The organism is Caviibacter abscessus, assembly GCF_001517835.1.
Taxonomy (GTDB): Bacteria; Fusobacteriota; Fusobacteriia; order Fusobacteriales; family Leptotrichiaceae; genus Caviibacter; species Caviibacter abscessus.
Genome location: NZ_LOQG01000011.1, coordinates 100,667 through 118,815, shown reverse-complemented (window position 1 = coordinate 118,815; position 18,149 = coordinate 100,667). Strand labels below are relative to the sequence as shown.

At 26.6% G+C, this 18,149-nt stretch carries 13 protein-coding genes; all 13 read left to right on the top strand.

Annotated elements, in window-relative coordinates; translation table 11 throughout:
* Nucleotides 1-130: 130 nt before the first annotated feature.
* The 13 genes from AWT63_RS02600 (at nucleotide 131) to xerA (ending at nucleotide 18,147) form a co-directional block, all read left to right on the top strand.
* Nucleotides 131-1,066 carry a 2-dehydropantoate 2-reductase gene (locus AWT63_RS02600; RefSeq protein ID WP_068268242.1) on the top strand — a complete coding sequence of 312 codons (936 nt, stop codon included), beginning with the start codon at nucleotides 131-133 and terminating at the stop codon, nucleotides 1,064-1,066.
* Between the two features lie 9 nt (nucleotides 1,067-1,075).
* Nucleotides 1,076-2,131 carry a PTS transporter subunit IIC gene (locus tag AWT63_RS02595; RefSeq protein ID WP_068268240.1) on the top strand — a complete coding sequence of 352 codons (1,056 nt, stop codon included), beginning with the start codon at nucleotides 1,076-1,078 and terminating at the stop codon, nucleotides 2,129-2,131.
* A 58-nt stretch (nucleotides 2,132-2,189) separates the two neighbouring features.
* On the top strand, nucleotides 2,190-3,074 hold the full coding sequence (locus tag AWT63_RS02590) for a hypothetical protein (RefSeq protein WP_068268238.1): 885 nt from the start codon (nucleotides 2,190-2,192) through the stop codon (nucleotides 3,072-3,074).
* A 137-nt stretch (nucleotides 3,075-3,211) separates the two neighbouring features.
* The gene (locus AWT63_RS02585) at nucleotides 3,212-4,786 is read left to right on the top strand and encodes a glycoside hydrolase family 57 protein (RefSeq protein WP_068268236.1); all 1,575 of its coding nucleotides are present in this window, start codon (nucleotides 3,212-3,214) and stop codon (nucleotides 4,784-4,786) included.
* 53 nt (nucleotides 4,787-4,839) lie between these two features.
* Nucleotides 4,840-5,952, top strand: a complete 1,113-nt coding sequence (locus AWT63_RS02580) for a cysteine desulfurase family protein (protein WP_068268234.1) — start codon at nucleotides 4,840-4,842, stop codon at nucleotides 5,950-5,952.
* 71 nt (nucleotides 5,953-6,023) lie between these two features.
* On the top strand, nucleotides 6,024-9,080 hold the full coding sequence (locus AWT63_RS02575) for an autotransporter domain-containing protein (RefSeq protein ID WP_068268232.1): 3,057 nt from the start codon (nucleotides 6,024-6,026) through the stop codon (nucleotides 9,078-9,080).
* Nucleotides 9,081-9,413: 333 nt separating this feature from the next.
* On the top strand, nucleotides 9,414-10,694 hold the full coding sequence (locus AWT63_RS02570; protein ID WP_068268230.1) for an OmpA family protein: 1,281 nt from the start codon (nucleotides 9,414-9,416) through the stop codon (nucleotides 10,692-10,694).
* A 215-nt stretch (nucleotides 10,695-10,909) separates the two neighbouring features.
* Nucleotides 10,910-11,800 carry a hypothetical protein gene (locus AWT63_RS02565; protein ID WP_068268228.1) on the top strand — a complete coding sequence of 297 codons (891 nt, stop codon included), beginning with the start codon at nucleotides 10,910-10,912 and terminating at the stop codon, nucleotides 11,798-11,800.
* Between the two features lie 35 nt (nucleotides 11,801-11,835).
* Complete coding sequence (locus AWT63_RS02560; RefSeq protein ID WP_068268226.1) at nucleotides 11,836-12,804, top strand: porin family protein; 969 nt, start codon at nucleotides 11,836-11,838, stop codon at nucleotides 12,802-12,804.
* 159 nt (nucleotides 12,805-12,963) lie between these two features.
* Entirely contained in the window at nucleotides 12,964-14,334 is a 1,371-nt protein-coding gene (asnS, locus tag AWT63_RS02555) for an asparagine--tRNA ligase (RefSeq protein WP_407921934.1), read from the top strand.
* A gap of 9 nt (nucleotides 14,335-14,343) precedes the next feature.
* Nucleotides 14,344-14,979, top strand: a complete 636-nt coding sequence (locus AWT63_RS02550; RefSeq protein WP_068268220.1) for a CDC27 family protein — start codon at nucleotides 14,344-14,346, stop codon at nucleotides 14,977-14,979.
* Nucleotides 14,980-15,008: 29 nt separating this feature from the next.
* Nucleotides 15,009-17,240 carry a type I DNA topoisomerase gene (gene topA, locus AWT63_RS02545; RefSeq protein WP_068268218.1) on the top strand — a complete coding sequence of 744 codons (2,232 nt, stop codon included), beginning with the start codon at nucleotides 15,009-15,011 and terminating at the stop codon, nucleotides 17,238-17,240.
* A gap of 1 nt (nucleotide 17,241) precedes the next feature.
* Complete coding sequence (xerA, locus tag AWT63_RS02540) at nucleotides 17,242-18,147, top strand: site-specific tyrosine recombinase/integron integrase (RefSeq protein ID WP_068268216.1); 906 nt, start codon at nucleotides 17,242-17,244, stop codon at nucleotides 18,145-18,147.
* Nucleotides 18,148-18,149 lie beyond the last annotated feature (2 nt).

The following is an 18,149-nucleotide window of genomic DNA, read 5'->3' as shown; positions in this document are numbered from 1 at the left end:
TTAGAATAAGTGAAAACGAAGTAAATAAATAATTATGAAAAAGATTATGAAGTTATTTATCCAAAAGTTAATTAATGATATACTTACTCTATAATGAAAAAAGTTTGTTGAAAAATAAAAGGGGGATTTAATGAAAATTATAATCGCAGGTACAGGGGCTATGGGAGCAACCTATGGATCAATGTTACAAAAAAGTGGCAATGAAGTTGTATTCTTAGACTTATGGAAAGAAAATGTAGATGCGATTAATTCTAACGGTATTAAATTTAATAATTTAGGAACAGATGAATTAATTAATGCAAAAGCTTATTTACCACAAGACTATAGTGGAGAAGCAGATCTTATTATAGTATTTACTAAATCAATGCAACTTAAGGAAATGTTAAAAGATATTAAACATTTAATTTCTGAAAAAACAGCAGTTTTATGTATGTTAAATGGTCTAGGACATATAGAAACATTAAAAGAGTTTGTAGCTGAAAGTAATATATTAATGGGTGTTACAGTTTTAACAGCAGGTATGAAAGCAGCAGGAGAATTTTCTGTTAGTGGCTATGGTAAAACTGAAATACAAAACATTTCAAAATGTGGTGAAGAAAAAGCATTGAGCATTGTTGAATGTATTAATAATTGTGGTTTACCAACTGTATATTCAGAAGATATTTTATTTTCTATTTGGAGAAAAGCTTGTATTAACGGAACAATGAATGCTTGTTGTGCTCTTTTAGATTGTAATATGTTAGAACTTGGCTCAGTACCAAATGTAAGAAAATTACTTGGAACTATTGTAGAAGAGTTTGCAGCAATTGCAAAAGTTGAAGGAGTTACAATAGATGTTAAAAAAATTACGGACTTAGTTTGTTGGTTTACAACAAAAGAATTTCCAGGAGTTAAGCATTACCCTTCAATGCACCAAGACTTAATACAAAAACATAGAAAAACAGAAATTGATTATTTAAACGGATATGTATCAAGAAAAGGTAAAGAGTATGGAGTAGATACTAAATTCTGTGATTTAATTACAATGTTTGTTCATGGAAAAGAGAGAATATTAATAGGAGAATAGAGAAATAACATGTTAGGTGAGATGAAATTTAAAGAATTTATAATGAAAATATTAAACGGAATGGCAATAGGTATAGTTGTAGCATTAATACCTAATGCAGTTTTAGGTGGGTTATTTAAATATTTAGGAAATTATTACGATGTATTTAAAACTTTAGCAACAGTTTGTGCTAATATTCAATGGATAGTTGCACCAGTAATAGGATTTTTAGTTGGTTTACAATTTGGATTTAATCCAATGAAATCTGCTATTATAGCATCAGCTGCGTGGATAGGGTCAGGAGCATTGGTTATAATGCCTGATGGAGCTTTAAAAATAGGCTTAGGAGATTTAATAAACGTAATGATAGTTACAGGAATAGCAGTATATGTAACTTTATTGTTAGGTGAAAAATTAGGTTCTCTTACAATAGTATTACAACCTATAATAGTTGGTACAGGTGTTGGGTTCTTAGGACTTTTATTACTACCATATGTTAGATTTATATCAACAGCTATAGGAAGTGGAATAAATTCATTTACAAGCTTACAACCTATACTTATGTGTGTGTTAATAGCAATGTCATTTTCTGTATTAATAGTTTCTCCTATGTCAACAGTTGCCATAGGAATTGCAATAGGTTTATCAGGACTTGCCAGTGGAGCAGCTAATATAGGGGTTGCATCAACAGCAACTGTATTAATAATTGGTTCATTAAGAGTAAACAAAGCAGGTGTTACAATAGCAGTTGGAATGGGTGGAATGAAAATGATGTTACCTAATATTGTTAAACACCCTATAATGTTATTACCTATTTTAACTACATCTTTATTTTCAGGTGTTGGAGTTAAAGTGTTAGGAATAATGGGAGATAAAATAAGTTCTGGATTTGGATATGTAGGACTTGTAGGACCAATAAAAGCATTATCTATATATGGAGAACAAAATATACCATTTTCAACAGGATTAATTTATGTAATTATTGCTTATGTTGTTATACCTTTTGGTGTAGGAATAATATCTCATATAGTTTATACAAAAGTTTTAAAATTATATACAGCAGAAATTTATAAATTTCAAAGTTAATAAAATGTGATTATTTACTATTTTACTACAAATAATATTTACGGAGGTTATTTATTTGATGAAAAAAATTATTTTAGGGCTAATGTTTATATTTTATGGTGTTATATCAATGGCTTACGATTTTGATGCAACCTTAAAAGTAGGATATGATTTTTTCAGAGCAGATACAAATTTTGCAGATAAATATGATGTTAAAAATTACTATTGGGGATATTATAATATTTATAGAGACAATAAAGCGAATATATCAAATACAACATCTTATGGAAGAGGATTTACTATTGGCCTTGAACTTTATCCCTTACAATTTCTTGATAGAAGAATAAAATTAGGTGTTGGTGCAGACTATAACTTTGGTGAAACATCGGCAATGTATACATTTGATCCAAAAGGGCATGCAGAATTATTTTATAGAAATATGAAAGGATTAAATTATACAGATAAGCCTTTAACTTCTTCGCCTTATATTTATTATCCTTATTCTTATGCAAAAAAAGATTCAAAAACAACTTTTATACCTATATATTTGACATCAAAAATTGAATTGTATGAAAATGAAAATGCAGACTTTAAGGTGTATTCATTATTAAGAGCAGGATATGCATTTATGCAAACTAAATATAAATTTCACTATGGATGGTCTACTACAAAAGAAGCAGAAACAACAATTAATTTAAGTGGAATTTATTATGGATTAGGTTTAGGAATACAAAAAGATTGGTTCTCAGCAGAAATCCTATATGATGGTCGTTACACACCATATACAAGTAGATTTTATGATTGTTATTGCTGGACTTTATATGAAAATAGTATACACTTTAATTCATTCCATCATAAAGTGGGAGTAAGACTTGGATTACAACTTGGAACTAAAAAAGCCCCAAAAATAGAGTATCAAAAAACAGAAATAAAGAGAACAATTAAATTAAAAAAATATAAATAAATTAAGATGTATGACAAAAAAGGTTTTTAGAAATAATGAAAAGTTTTTAAAAATCTTTTTTTGTTAAAAGTAAATTGTCAAATATCAAAATTATGTGGTATACTTTAATAAATGAAATTGATAGGAGACTGTGTGATATGAAAGGTTACTTTAGTTTGATACTTCACGCACATTTACCTTACGTGCGTCATCCGGAGTATGAGGAGTTTTTGGAAGAAGATTGGCTATATGAAGCTATAACTGAAACATATATTCCCTTAATTGTAATGTTTGAAAATTTAGAAAAAGATAGAGTTAATTTTAATATAACAATGACAATATCAGGAACTCTAGCAAATATGTTAGAAGATGAACTTCTTTCAAATAGATACTTACATCATCTTGATAAAATGATAAAACTTTGTGAATTGGAAAAACAAAGATTAGCAAATGATAATAATATGATTGAAGTAGCAGAACATAATTATTATGTATTTACAAGAGCAAAAGATTATTTCTTAAAATATGATAAGAAATTACTAAAAGCATTTAAATATTATCAAGATAAAGGTAATCTAGAAATAATACCTGTTACAGCAACTCACGGAATGCTTCCTATGATGAAAGACTTAAAAGAAGCCGCAAATGCACAAGTATTGCAAGCAAAACTTGATTATATGAAACATTTCAGTGTAGAACCTAAAGGTATATGGCTTGCAGAATGTGCGTATTATAAGGGGCAAGATAAATATTTAGCAGAACACGGGATATCATATTTTATAGTTGATTCTCATGGTATACTTCATTCAAATCCTAGACCTGTATATGGTGTTTTTGCACCTGTTTATACTGAAAATGGAGTTGCAGCTTTTGCAAGAGACTTGGAATCATCAGAACAAGTGTGGAGTGCAGAAGTTGGATATCCAGGAGACGGTCTTTACAGAGAATTTCATAAAGATGCAGGATATGAGTTAGATTATGACTATATTAAAGAATTTTTACATAGTGATGGTGTAAGAAGAAATATAGGTGTAAAATATCATGCAATTACAGATAAAAAAGGAACATATAAAGCTATATATAGCCCAAGTAAAGCATATGACAGAGCAAAACAACATGCGTATGATTTTGTATTTAACAGATCAAAACAATTAGAATATTTATCAACTAAGATGAAATATAAAAAGCCTGTAATAGTATCTCCATATGATGCAGAATTATATGGACATTGGTGGTACGAAGGACCTATATTCTTAGAACATGTGTTTAGAGCTATCCAAATATCTAATTTTGATAGTATAACACCTTCAAAATATCTTGAAAAATACCCTATAAATCAAGTTGTTGATGTTAGTATGTCAAGTTGGGGAGCAAATGGGTATTATGATGTTTGGGTAGATGGATCAAATGATTACATTTATAGACATTTACATAAAGCAGCAGAAAAAATGATAGAACTTGCAAAAATAGAACATAAAGATCACTTGGAATATAGAGCTTTAAATCAAATGGCAAGAGAACTTATGATGGCACAAACTTCTTGCTGGCCTTTTATCATGTTTACAGGAACAATGGTAGGTTATGCACAAAAGAAAATTTCTGACCATACAAACAGATTATTCAAGCTATATGAAGACATAAAGCATGGTAATATAGATGAATCTTGGTTATCTGAAATAGAATACAGAGATAACATATTTAAAGATATAGATTATAGAATATATAGAGGTTAAGTGAATATGAAGTTCTTTTTTGAACTTCATTTTCATTTATTGAAAGGTAGTATATGATTTATTTAGATAATGCTGCAACAACGAAAGTAAGACCTGAAGTTATTGATGAAATGGTAAATGTAATGACTAATTATTATGCAAATGCAGATTCAACACATGATAAAGGTATTGAAATTGCTAAATTAATAAAAGAAAGAAAAAAAATATTTAAAAAATTACTTGGTATAGATTGTGATAATGTATATTTTACATCAGGTGGTGGAGAAGGAAATAACTTAATATTAAATTCTTTAGTTAAAACTCATAAAAGTGGTAGAATTATTTCAACCAAAATAGAACATCCCAGTGTACTAGAAACAATCAAAAATTTAAGTGAAATTTATGAGATTTGTTATGTAGATGTTGATGAATATGGATTTGTAGACATTAATCATCTTCAGTCACTTATAACATCAGATACCATATTAGTTAGTATTGCCACTGTAAATAGTGAATTAGGTACAATTCAGGATATATCAAAAATAGTTAGAGTAGTAAAAGAAAAAAATAAAGATACATTAGTTCATACTGATTTTGTACAGGCTTTAGGTCATATTTCATTAAATTTTAGTAATATAGATATAGATGCAATAACATTTAGTTCACATAAGATATATGGACCAAAAGGAATTGGAGCGGTGTATATAAAAAAAGGAGTGAAAATAAAACAACAAAGTTTTGGTTCAAATGTAGAAAATAAGTTTACAAAAAGAACAATGCCAAATGAATTGGTATTTGGTTTTTTAAAAGCTATGGAGCTATTATCTGAAAAAGATATAGAAAAACTTGCGGAAATTAAAAATTATACAATATCAAAGTTAGAAGAAATAAAAATATGTAAAATAAATGGTCCTTTAAATAGTTCACCAGGAATTTTAAATGTTGCTTTTAAAAATGCAAAAGGAGAAATTATTTTAAACTATTTATCAAGTCAAAATATATTTGTTTCAACAGGTTCAGCTTGTTCTTCAAAAAAAGGTAATAGTGAAATTGTAAAACAAATAGGATTGCCAAAAGAGTATCAAGATGGTGTAATAAGAATTAGTTTTGGAATAGAAAATGATATTTCACAAATAGATATATTTATTAAAGAATTAAAAAGTGTGTTAAATCTTATGGGTGTATAAAATAATGTTTGCGAAAAATTTAACATTATGATAAAATCTATATTAACTTTTATAAAAGGATTGGAAAGAACATGAAAAAATATTATATATGTATACTATCAATCATATTTGTAAGTTGCAGTTCAGTCGGAAACTACGAAGCACATACATATTTACCACAATCTAATTCAGGAAACGGGCAAGCACTTAAAATAGAAAAATTTGATAGTTTTGAAACATATAATAAAGAACTTGAAAATTTAGAAAATAAAAATAATGTGTATATCTTTGAAGCTGGAAATGTTACACAAAAGGGTATAGAACTTATTAAATCATATTTAAACATAGATTTTGATAATATAATAAATAATAAGGGTTATTATTTAACAGCAACTAACCAACATGCTACAAATGTAGCTTTATCTTTTTTAGATGATAAATATGATTTTAATAAAGATAAGAAAAACGAAAAAAGTGAAGAAAGCTTAAAGAATGAATTAAAAAATAATTTAAAATTTGGAAGTTATCGTAATTATCTTGAGAGACAAAATGCCGTAGGTATAATAAATATGAGTTACGGTATTACGGACAATCAAAGTAAAATGAAATACTTATCAAGCAGTGCACCATACATAGATAGTTTTAGTGAGAACAATATTAGAGATGGAATTGATGCTTTTTCAAACTTACTGTATTTTAAAGATTATAAGCAAAATTTACAATTAAAAGTAATGAGTTTAGGTAATATTGAAAGTTCAGGATTTACTGAATATTACTCAACTAAAAGGCAACATGCATTTTATCAAATAATGTCTCCTGAAATACAAGAAGCTTCAAGAAGTGAAGTCATATTTGCTAAAAATATGATGAGTGAAAAAGTAAAAGAAAAATTAAAAGAACATATAGATAAATTAGGTAATAAAGAAAATTTTAAAATAATTTTTGATAACAATACTTATACAACAGAAGCCAATAATCAAAAATATTATGAAGTAGATGTTATTGATAGTCAGAATCAAAGACATTATAACGCGAAACCTTTACTTTTAAGAGCAAACACAGTTGTTGAAGAAGGAAGTATAATAGATAGAAATGGGAACATGGAACAGGGTTCAAGCTTTTCAGCTCCTAGAGTATCAAGACTTGCTTATGACCTAAAGAAAAAATACCCATTTTTAACTTATCATCAAATAAAAGAAATAATACTTACAACAGCAGATAGAGATAATTCAGGATATTTAAGTAATATAGCTGGTTGGGGAGTTGTTAATAGAGAAAGAGCATTAAAAGGAATTAGCAACTTAAATGCAGGTCTTATTGAGGAAACAAGATTTTTTGTTGGTCAATGGGATAAAATATATGATAAAGAAAAAAATGTATATTTTTATGCTGATGTAAAAGGCAAAGATAAAAGTTACGAGTTTGAAAATGACATCGATACAGGTTTAAATGGTAAACTTAATTTGGATAGCGAAGATAACCTTGAAATTAATGGATCTTATGAAGAAGAATACGAATATAGCCAAAAATTCCATTTAAGAGTACCCAAAATACTAGATAGTGAAAAGAATTTTTATAAAGAAAGCAAAAAAGCTGGACTTAGAAAAGCAGGAGAAGGGACATTAGTTCTTAGTGGTAAACAATTATACGATACGAAAACACAGGTCTTAGAAGGAACTTTAGTTTTAAAAAATGAAAGTAAATCTGAATATGAAGTTTTTGATAAAGGAACTTTAAAATTAGAGCAAAAACAAGGCATTACAGATATAATAAAATTAGAAAAAAGTATAACTAATGATGGTACAGTTGATTTTAATGCTAAGACAGATTTAAAATACTATAAAGCAAGTAAAAACTCAACAACTTTAATACATGTAGGAAAAGAAATAAATATAGATACTTTTTCTTCTACAGGTAAATTACAATTTTATTCTGATGAAAATACTAAAACAGAAATGGAACTTGATAAAATACCTGTATTAAAAGTAAAAAATAAAATGGAAATAACACCAGACGTTAAAAATCTATATTTAGAAGTTGTTAAAAGTGATGATAAGAAAGTTTTAAATGTTAAGTTTAAGGATATGACAAGTTTATATAGAAGTCTTCAAGATTTAACTGAAGAAGAAAAAAGAAATATCGTGAGTTATAACAAAAATGAAAAGAGATTTTTTGATGAATACACCAGATATTATCAAAATATGGGTAGAAGCAACAGTAGAAATTATTTATTAAATCTTGCAAGTGATAACCATGAAAAAACTAAACAACAATTATTCACTGATACGTATTCAAGTTATATAAGTACAATGTTTAATATAAGGGAAGTTATAGAAAATAATACAAAAAATATAGAATTTGAAACAAAAGATAAAAGTGTATATTTTAATAATTTAATAAGTACAAATATATTTAAAAACAAGCAATATAATGCTTTTTCTACAAATACAATAGGAAATACTTTTGGTTTTGATAAAAAGTTAGAAAATGGATATACACTAGGTGTTTTTGCAAGTGTATATAATTCATTTTATAACTTTGATACTGATGCTAAATTTCAATCAAATAACTATTTGTTAGGTGGAAAATTAAAATATGAAAAAAATAGAGGTGGTTTCAGTATTATATTAGATGGGACTATAAGTAACACAAATGTAAATAGAAAACTTGATGATGAAATTATAAACGGTAAGTTTAATTCATTTTTCGTAAATACTGGAATTAATTTCTTTGGTGATATATTGGTGAAAAATAACACAATAACACCATTTGTGGAATATAACTTTAATTATTTAAATATACAAAGTTTTAAGGAAACAGGATCAAGTTATGGATTTTCAGTTGGAAATCAAAGTATATTAAAACATAAAATGGGACTTGGATTAAGTATTAAAACAGATATAAATGAAATTATAAGTGTGTATAATAAAATTAAAGGAAGTATGTATACTGATGAAGAAATAAGTTTTAATGCAGAATTAATGGGTATAAAAACTTCGTTTACAGGAAAAAGTCTTAATAAATTTAATTTAGAATACCTTTTTGGTTTAGGATTTAAATTCAAAAATGGTTTAAAATTAAATGTTAATAGTAGTTATAATTTACAAAATAAATTAGGATTATCAACAACGCTTAAGTATGAATTTTAACATATATCCTCTTTACTGAATGGGCTCAGTAAGGAGGGTATTTTTTTTACTTTTTTAATCTGAAAAAAGAAATGGTTAAAAAAGGAAATGTGAATAACTGAATGAGAAAAACGAAAAAATCACACATTATGCAACGCATAAACTCTTTATTTTACAAGGCTTTTAAATGTGAATATAAAAACTTGGGGGGGGGGTACTACTAACTGAAGTATTTAGAACAAAAAGTTTATATTTTCGCCGATGAAACTAACGAAAAAACTTTGAGTTTCAATGGGAAAATAGTAATATAATTAAGCTAAAAAAATTATAAAATATATTATATAAGGAGAAACAATGCAAAGTGTAAAAAAGTTAATGAAATCTAGGAGAAAAATTCAAATTTTATTTTTGATTACTACTTTTTTTGTAAGTAGCGTAAGTATAATGGCACAACGAATATATATAGGAGAAGATTACAATATTGAAGTTGTAATAGATAGATTTCCCAATAAATCCATATCGAGTCACTTAATTATAATACCAAAATATAAATCATACCAAAAACAAATTAATAAAAATAAAATAGGTATAATAAAAAATGAAATTTATAATTTAATAAATGCATATAACATAGATCAAAATAGAAGCAATATTAAAAAAAATACAGAGTCAATAAAAGAAATAAAAGGAGATTTGAAAACAACTAAAGAAAAAGTAGAAAAAAATACAAAAGATATAAAAGAATTAAGTGATATAGCTGTAAAATATGACGATAAAAATAAGAAAAAAATAACTTTAGGGGAAAATTTAAATAATGTACCTGTAAAAATATCAAATTTAGCAGCTGGAACAGAATATAATGATGCAGTAAACTATAAACAATTAAAAGATACAGAAAGACAACTAAGTGGAGGAATAGCTTCATCAATGGCAATGGCAAATATTCCACAAGTAGGAGATAATAAGTTATTTAGTATAGGAGTAGGAACTGCTTACTATAATAAACAAGCTGGATTTGCATTTGGAATAAGTGGAACAGAAAATACAAATACATTTGTATATAAATTAAGCGTAGGGCTAGATACACAAAAGGGAATGGGAGTAGCTGCTGGATTTAATATTAACTTTATAGGAAATGGTCAAAAATCTTCATTTGCAAGTAGAAGTAATGCGGTTTATGTTGGAGATAATAAACAATTACAAAATGAAATAAATAATTTAAAAAATGAAAACAAAGAAATGAAAGATATGATTAAAGAGTTAAAAAATAGACTTGATAATATGGTTGTAACTTCATCAAACTTTAAAGAAAAATTATATGTAATAGATCAATTTATAAATAATAAATATATTCCTACTAATTCGCAAATGGAAAAATTAAAAGTAATAGTTAAGGAAATAAATGAAAAATACTCAGATAGAATAATAGATATAACAGGACATACAGATACAAATGCAAGTGAAAAATACAACTTAGAGTTAGGATTACAAAGAGCAAACAAAGTATCAGATCTATTAATAAAATTAGGACTTAAAAATCCACAAAATATAAGAAAAGTATCAAGCTTTGGACTTAATAATAAAGTAAATGAAAATTTAGCTTCAAATAGAAGAATAGAAATAACAATAAAATAGTTAATCCCTAAAATAATTTATAAAGGACTCAAGAGAATTAATCATAAGAGTCCTTTTTATTTTTTTTGTTTCACAATGTGAAAAAATGATGTTTTCTTTGTAGATTGTGAAAATTAGAACATATAATTTGATATTTAAAAAAAAGTTTGATTTTGCTTGACTTTTTTCGGGGGGGGGATATAATCAGTTAAATTTATTTAGGAGTTGTAAAAAATATGAAAAAAATTATTTTAGGATTGATGACCTTAATATGTATTGTTACTATGTCATACGACTTTGAGACAAATATAAAAGTTGGATATGACTTTTTTAGATATGGTACAAACATAAAAAATAAAAAAGATAGTCTAGGAGTTAGACAGTCATTTCCATATGACAGAGGATTTGTAATTGGTGCTGAAGTTTATCCACTACACTTTTTAGATAAAAAACTTAAACTAGGTGCTGGTATTGAGTATAATTTTGGAGAAACAACATTAAGATATAAAAATTTAAAGTCAAATAAAAATTACCAAGCAACAATGGCACCAATTTATGCAACATTAAAATATAATTTATATAAACACAAGAGTGGTTTAAATCTTTACACGTTTGGAAGAATTGGATATGCTTTTGCAAAAGAAAAAACTAATCAACGTTGGAATAATTTAAAAAATACAGGAGGTGTTTACTATGGTTTAGGGTTTGGGCTAGATTATAAATATTTCTTAGCAGAAATTTTATACGATGGAAAATATTACTCTAGAACAAGGTTACCTAAAGATTTACCATTGGTTTTACCTAAAGCAGCACCAAAAGATTACACATCACACTATTTTCATCATAAAGCTGGTATAAGATTAGGTTTAAGATTAGATACAAGTGACTTTAATAAACCGCAAATTCAAAATTGTATAAAATGTGAAGAAAAGGTAGTTGAAAAAATCGTTAAGGTTGAAAAAATAGTAGAAAAAATTGTTGAAATACCTATTGAGCAAACTAAAGAAGAAACACCAAAACAAGTATATATAAAAAAACAACTTAAAAAGAATAAAAATAAAATTAAAAAACCAAGAAAAACAAATGTAATTAAAATTTGTGAATACGTACCAATTAAGAAAAAGTAAATTTTTATCTTAATTTATTTTATATAGGAGAAAAAATGAAGAAGATTATTTTAGGAATTATGACTTTAGCCAGTATTAGTGCGATGTCGTACGATTTTGAGGCTAATATAAAGGTTGGATATGATTTTTTTAGAAATAGTACAAATGTAAAATCTGAAAGAAAAAAAATAATGCATAAAGATCCAGATGTAGTAGATGTTCCATATAGTAGAGGTTTTGTAATAGGTGCTGAAATTTATCCAATGCATTTTTTAGATAGAAAACTTAAACTAGGAGCAGGTATTGAATACAACTTTGGGGAAACAACATTAAAATATAGAAATTTAAATACGCAGAAAAATTATTCAGTAACAATGATACCAATTTATGCAACATTAAAATACAATTTCTATAAACATAATAGTGGTTTAAATCTTTATACATTTGGCAGAGCTGGATATGCAGTTGCAAGAGAAGTATATAATAATGGAGGGAAACCATATTATGCAAATAGATTTAAAAATACTAGTGGTATTTATTATGGTTTAGGATTTGGATTAGACTATAAATATTTCTTAGCTGAAATATTATACGATGGTAAATATTTTCCTAAAACAAAAATAAAACAACAACAAGATATGGGTAGATATTTAGCGTCAATAGAAATACCTGCTTCATCATCAAGACAACAAGAATTAAAGTATACATCACATTATTTCCACCACAAAGTTGGTATAAGACTAGGCTTAAGATTAGATACAAATGATTTTAATAAACCGCAAATTCAAAATTGTCCAAAATGTGGAGAAAGAGTAGTTGAAAAAATAGTAGAGGTTGAAAAAGTAGTAGAAAAATTTGTTAAAGTGCCAGTAAAACCAAAAGAAGAAGCACCGAAGCAAACACCAAAACAAATGCCTAAAACACCTATTAAGAAAAAAGCTAAAAAGAAAACTAATAAAGTTAGAAAAGCAAGAAAAACAAACGTGATGCAAGTTTGTAGATACATACAGATTAAGAAAAAATAAATATTAAAACCTTAAAAATTAAAAGAAGTAGTATCAAAAATAAATTTAATTAAGAGATTTAAATTTTTTAGATCTCTTATTTTTATTGATGTTTTTTAATTGTGAAACAATAAATATTGTGATATAATTAAATACTAAATATAGTAACAAAAGGAGTTCATTATGGAATTAAGAGAATTTATGAAAAATATAGATAAATACCTTAACAAAGAAGTAGAGCTTGATGGTTGGGTTAGGAAAAATAGAGATCAAAAGAATTTTGGATTTATAGAATTTAACGATGGAACAAACTTTAACAGTATTCAAGTAGTATATGGAGAAGAATTAGAAAATTTTGCCGATATAGCTAAACTTAATGTTTATTCATCAATAAAAGTAAAAGGGCAAGTAGTTAAATCACAGGGTAAAGGGCAAGAATATGAAATAAAAGCAACAAAGATTGAGATATATAATAACTGTGACTTGGAATACCCATTACAAAATAAAAGACATAGTTTTGAGTTTTTAAGAACAATAGCACATTTAAGACCTAGAACAAATACATTTAATGCAGTATTTAGAGTTAGATCGCTATTATCTTATGCTATACATAAATTTTTCCAAGAAAAAGGATTTGTGTATGTTCAAACTCCAATTTTAACAGGAACAGATGCAGAGGGTGCAGGAGAAATGTTTCAAGTAACAACGTTAGATATGAATAGTGGTAAAAAAGTAGATTTTAAAGAAGATTTTTTTGGAAAACCTGCTTATTTAACAGTTACAGGACAATTACATGTTGAAGCATTTAATTCAGCTTTTAGAAATACATATACATTTGGTCCAACATTTAGAGCTGAACAATCAAATACAACAAAGCATGCAGCTGAATTTTGGATGGTAGAACCTGAAATAGCATTTGCAGACTTAAATGTTAATATGGACATAATAGAAGAAATGATTAAGTATATAATAAAATATGTTATGGATAATGCAGCAGCTGAAATGGAATTTTTCAATAATTTTATTGAAAAAGGGCTTTTTGATAAATTAAATAATATTTTAGATAATGGATTTGCAAGAGTAACATATACAGAGGCGATAGAACTACTTAAAAAAGTTGAAAACAAATTTGAAATAGCTGTTGAATGGGGAATGGATTTAAAAACAGAACATGAAAGATATTTAGCAGAACAAATTTTTAAAAGACCTGTATTTGTTACAGATTATCCAAAAGACATAAAAGCATTTTATATGAAACTTAATGAAGATAACAAAACAGTTAGAGCAGTTGACTTATTAGCACCTGGTATTGGAGAAATAGTCGGTGGAAGTCAACGTGAGGAAAATTATGATAAACTTATGGAAGTTATAAACGAAAAAGGATTAAAATTTGATGAATATTCTTGGTATTTAGACTTAAGAAAATATGGTTCAGTGCCACATTCAGGATATGGATTAGGTTTTGAAAGAATGCTTATGTATATAACAGGAATGGCAAACATTAGAGATGTGCTTCCATTTCCTAGAACAACAAATTCACTTGAATATTAAGGAGCCTTTATGAAAAAAATATTAACAATATTAGCTTTAGTATTTTCAACAGCAGTTTTTGCTGAATTTATTGATGATATAGCAAAGATAGATGAACAAATACAAAATAACAATTATGAAAATGCATTAAAATTAAGTAAAGAATTAATGAAAACAAATCTTAGTGCAGCTGATAGGGCAACACTTGAAGCATTAATTCAAGATATAGAAGCAAAAAGAAAAACTCCAAGTATAGATGAAGCATTATCAGCACTTGGAGACGGAACTTTATTTACATCAACAGAAACAATATCAACTGCATCAAAATTTGAACAATATAGACAATATGAAAAACAAATTTTAAGTACAAATAATGAAGATGCTATTCATAGATTAGCTTTGTTATATGTAAAAGAAGGGCTTTATGAAAGTGCTATGAAATTAGCATTAAAAGATAAAAGTAAATCTGTTAAAAATCTTTATTTAGCGGCAACATCAGCAAGAATGATAGGTAAATATGATATGGCAATTAATTTATACAATCAAGTGTTATCAAGCGGGACACATTATAAGTCATATTTAGGACTTGCTATGGCATACAGAGGTAAAGGAGATTTTGAAAAGGCAGAAAGTTACATGCAACAATACAACAATGTTACATATTAATTTAAAATAATGGAACTCTAGGAGAAAAAGTGAAGAAGTATTTAGTAATAGTTGAGTCGCCTTCAAAGGCAAAGACAATAGAAAAGATATTAGGAAAAAATTATGAAGTATGTGCATCATATGGACATGTTATAGATTTACCTAAAACAAAATTAGGTATTGATGTAGAAAATGGCTATAAACCTGAATATAAGACCATAAAGGGTAAAGCACAAATTTTAAAAGAACTAGCTAAAAAATCTAAAAGTAGTGATTTAGTATATCTTGCGTCGGACTTAGATAGAGAAGGTGAAGCTATTGCTTGGCATATATCAAACTATATTTCTTGTCCCAAAAAATCAAAAAGAATAGTATTTAATGAAATTACAGAAAAAGCTGTTAAAAATGCAGTTGCAAATCCTAGAGAAATAGATGCAAATCTGGTTGATGCACAACAGGCAAGAAGACTTTTAGATAGAATAGTAGGGTATAAAATAAGTCCTCTTTTATGGAAAGTTATTAATAAAAATGCAAGTGCAGGTAGAGTACAATCTGTTACACTTCGTATGATATGTGATTTAGAAGATGAAATAAAAGCATTTGTTCCAAAAAAATATTGGGAAGTAAATGCAAAATTGGAAAACAATATAGAATTTTCTCTATCTAAGATAGCTAATGAAAAAATAGATAAAATATATGACGAAAAAATTGTAAAAAAATTAGAAAAAGATTTATTAGATAAAAAATTAGAACTTGTACAATTAAATATAAAGAAAAAAACACAAAAACCACCTTTAGTTTTCAAAACAAGTACATTACAGCAAAGTGCTTCATCATATTTAGGCTTTTCAGCTTCTAAAACAATGAGAATAGCACAACAATTGTATGAAGGACTTGAAATATTTGGTCAAACTAAAGGTTTAATAACATACATGAGAACAGATTCAACAAGAGTAGCACAAGATGCTCAAATGGCAGCAAAAGAATATATTACAAAATTACTAGGAAAAGAATATGTAGGATATTATGTTACAAAAAATAAGAATGCACAAGATGCACATGAGGGAATAAGACCCTCTTATTTAGACTTGGAGCCTGAAAAAATTGCCGATTATTTGTCAAGAGATCAATACAAGCTATATAACTTAATTTGGAAAAGATTTATAACTTCGCAACTTGCAGCTGTAAAGTATGACCAAATGCAAATAGTAGGAAAACATCAAGATTATGAATTTTCAGGAACATTAAATAAAGTAACTTTTGACGGGTATTACAAATATCAAAAATCTGAAGATGATATAAAAACACAAGAATTTCCTAATTTAAATGTAGGGGACAAGTTACAAATAGAAAAACTTGATATAAAATCACGTATGACAAAAGCCCCTAATAGATTTACAGAAGCAACACTTGTAAAAAAATTAGAAGCTGAAGGTATAGGAAGACCTTCAACTTATGCTTCAATAATAGATACACTAACTACAAGGGAGTACATAATTATTATTGATAAAAAAATACAACCAACAGTTTTGGGTTATGCTGTTAAAAATGAACTTGTAGATCATTTTGAAAATATAATGAACATTAAATTTACAGCAAATATGGAAACTGATTTGGATAAAATAGCAGAAGGTTCAGAAAAGTGGACAGATATTTTAGATAAATATTATGTAGCTTTGGAAAAAGAAATAAATGTATATGAAAAAGATATAAAAGAAATAGAAGAGCTTAGAATAGAAACAGATGTATTAGATAAACAAGGAAAACCTATGATATTAAAAAATGGTAGATTTGGTAAATATCTTGTTTCTGAAACAGATGAAGCTGAAAAAGTTTCTTTAAAAGGTATACAAATATCAAAAGAAGAAGTAAAAACAAGTAAAATAATGATTAAAGAAAAACTTGAAAAAATTCTTGAGCAAAAAAGAGGTATACCAACAGATTTATATACTAAAGATAATAAAAGATATTATCTAAAAAAAGGTAGATTTGGTGATTATCTTGAAAGCGAAGATTATGAAAATGATAATAAAAGATTATCACTTAGTTCTGAAATTAAAACAAAACTAAAAAAAGATCAAATTAAAATTGAAAATAATGAATTAAAAATAAAGGAATTAATAAACAAAGAAATAGATGAAAATTCAAAACTTATTGAAAAAGCAGGCGTATGTGAAAAATGCGGTTCTATGTTTATTGTAAAAAAAGGAAGATTTGGTAAATTTTTAGCTTGTTCAAATTATCCGGAATGTAAAAATATAAAAAGTGTAAAAGGTAAATAGTATGAGAAAAAGTGTAGATGATTATTTATATTACAATGAAATAATATTAGGTAAAAGCTATAATACTATAAGATCATATAGAAATGATTTAGTTCAGTTTATAACTTACCTTAGTGAAAATGAAAATATTAAAGATTTAAAAGATGTTGAGTTAATAACATTTAGATCTTTTATTGCTTATTTAAATTCACAAAAAAAGATTTCAAAAAGAAGTATAAATAGAAAATTATCTGCAATTAGAAGTTTTTTTGAATACTTGGTGAAAAATAACAAACTTGAAGAAAATAAAGCTATATATATAAACATGCCTAAATTTGAAAATAAATTACCTAACTTTTTATTAAAAGATGATATGAATAAAATAAGAGAATGTATAGATACAAGTAATATCTTAGGACTAAGAGATAGAGCTATAATTGAGCTTTTATACTCAAGTGGAATAAGATCTGCTGAACTTCTTGATTTAAGTGAAAATATGATTAATATGAGTGATAGAGAGCTTCGTGTAATAGGTAAAGGTAATAAAGAGCGTATAACTTTTTTTAGTAAAACCGCACAAAAATATTTAAATGATTACATAGATGCAAAAAAAAGTAAGACATATTATGATAAAAATATAGTTTTTGCAAATTCAAAAGGTGGCAAATTAACAACAAGATCTTTAAGAAGATTAATAGAAGGGTATAATAAAAAAAGCGGTATTGAAAAAGAACTTACACCACATGTTTTTAGACATACTTTTGCAACACAGCTTTTAAATAGTGGGGTTGACATTAGATATGTTCAAGAATTATTAGGTCATACAAGTATAGCAACAACACAATTTTATACACATGTAAGTAAAAAGGCGTTAAGAGAAGTGTATTTAAAAACACATCCTTTTGCAAATGAAAAAGAGGGAGAATAATA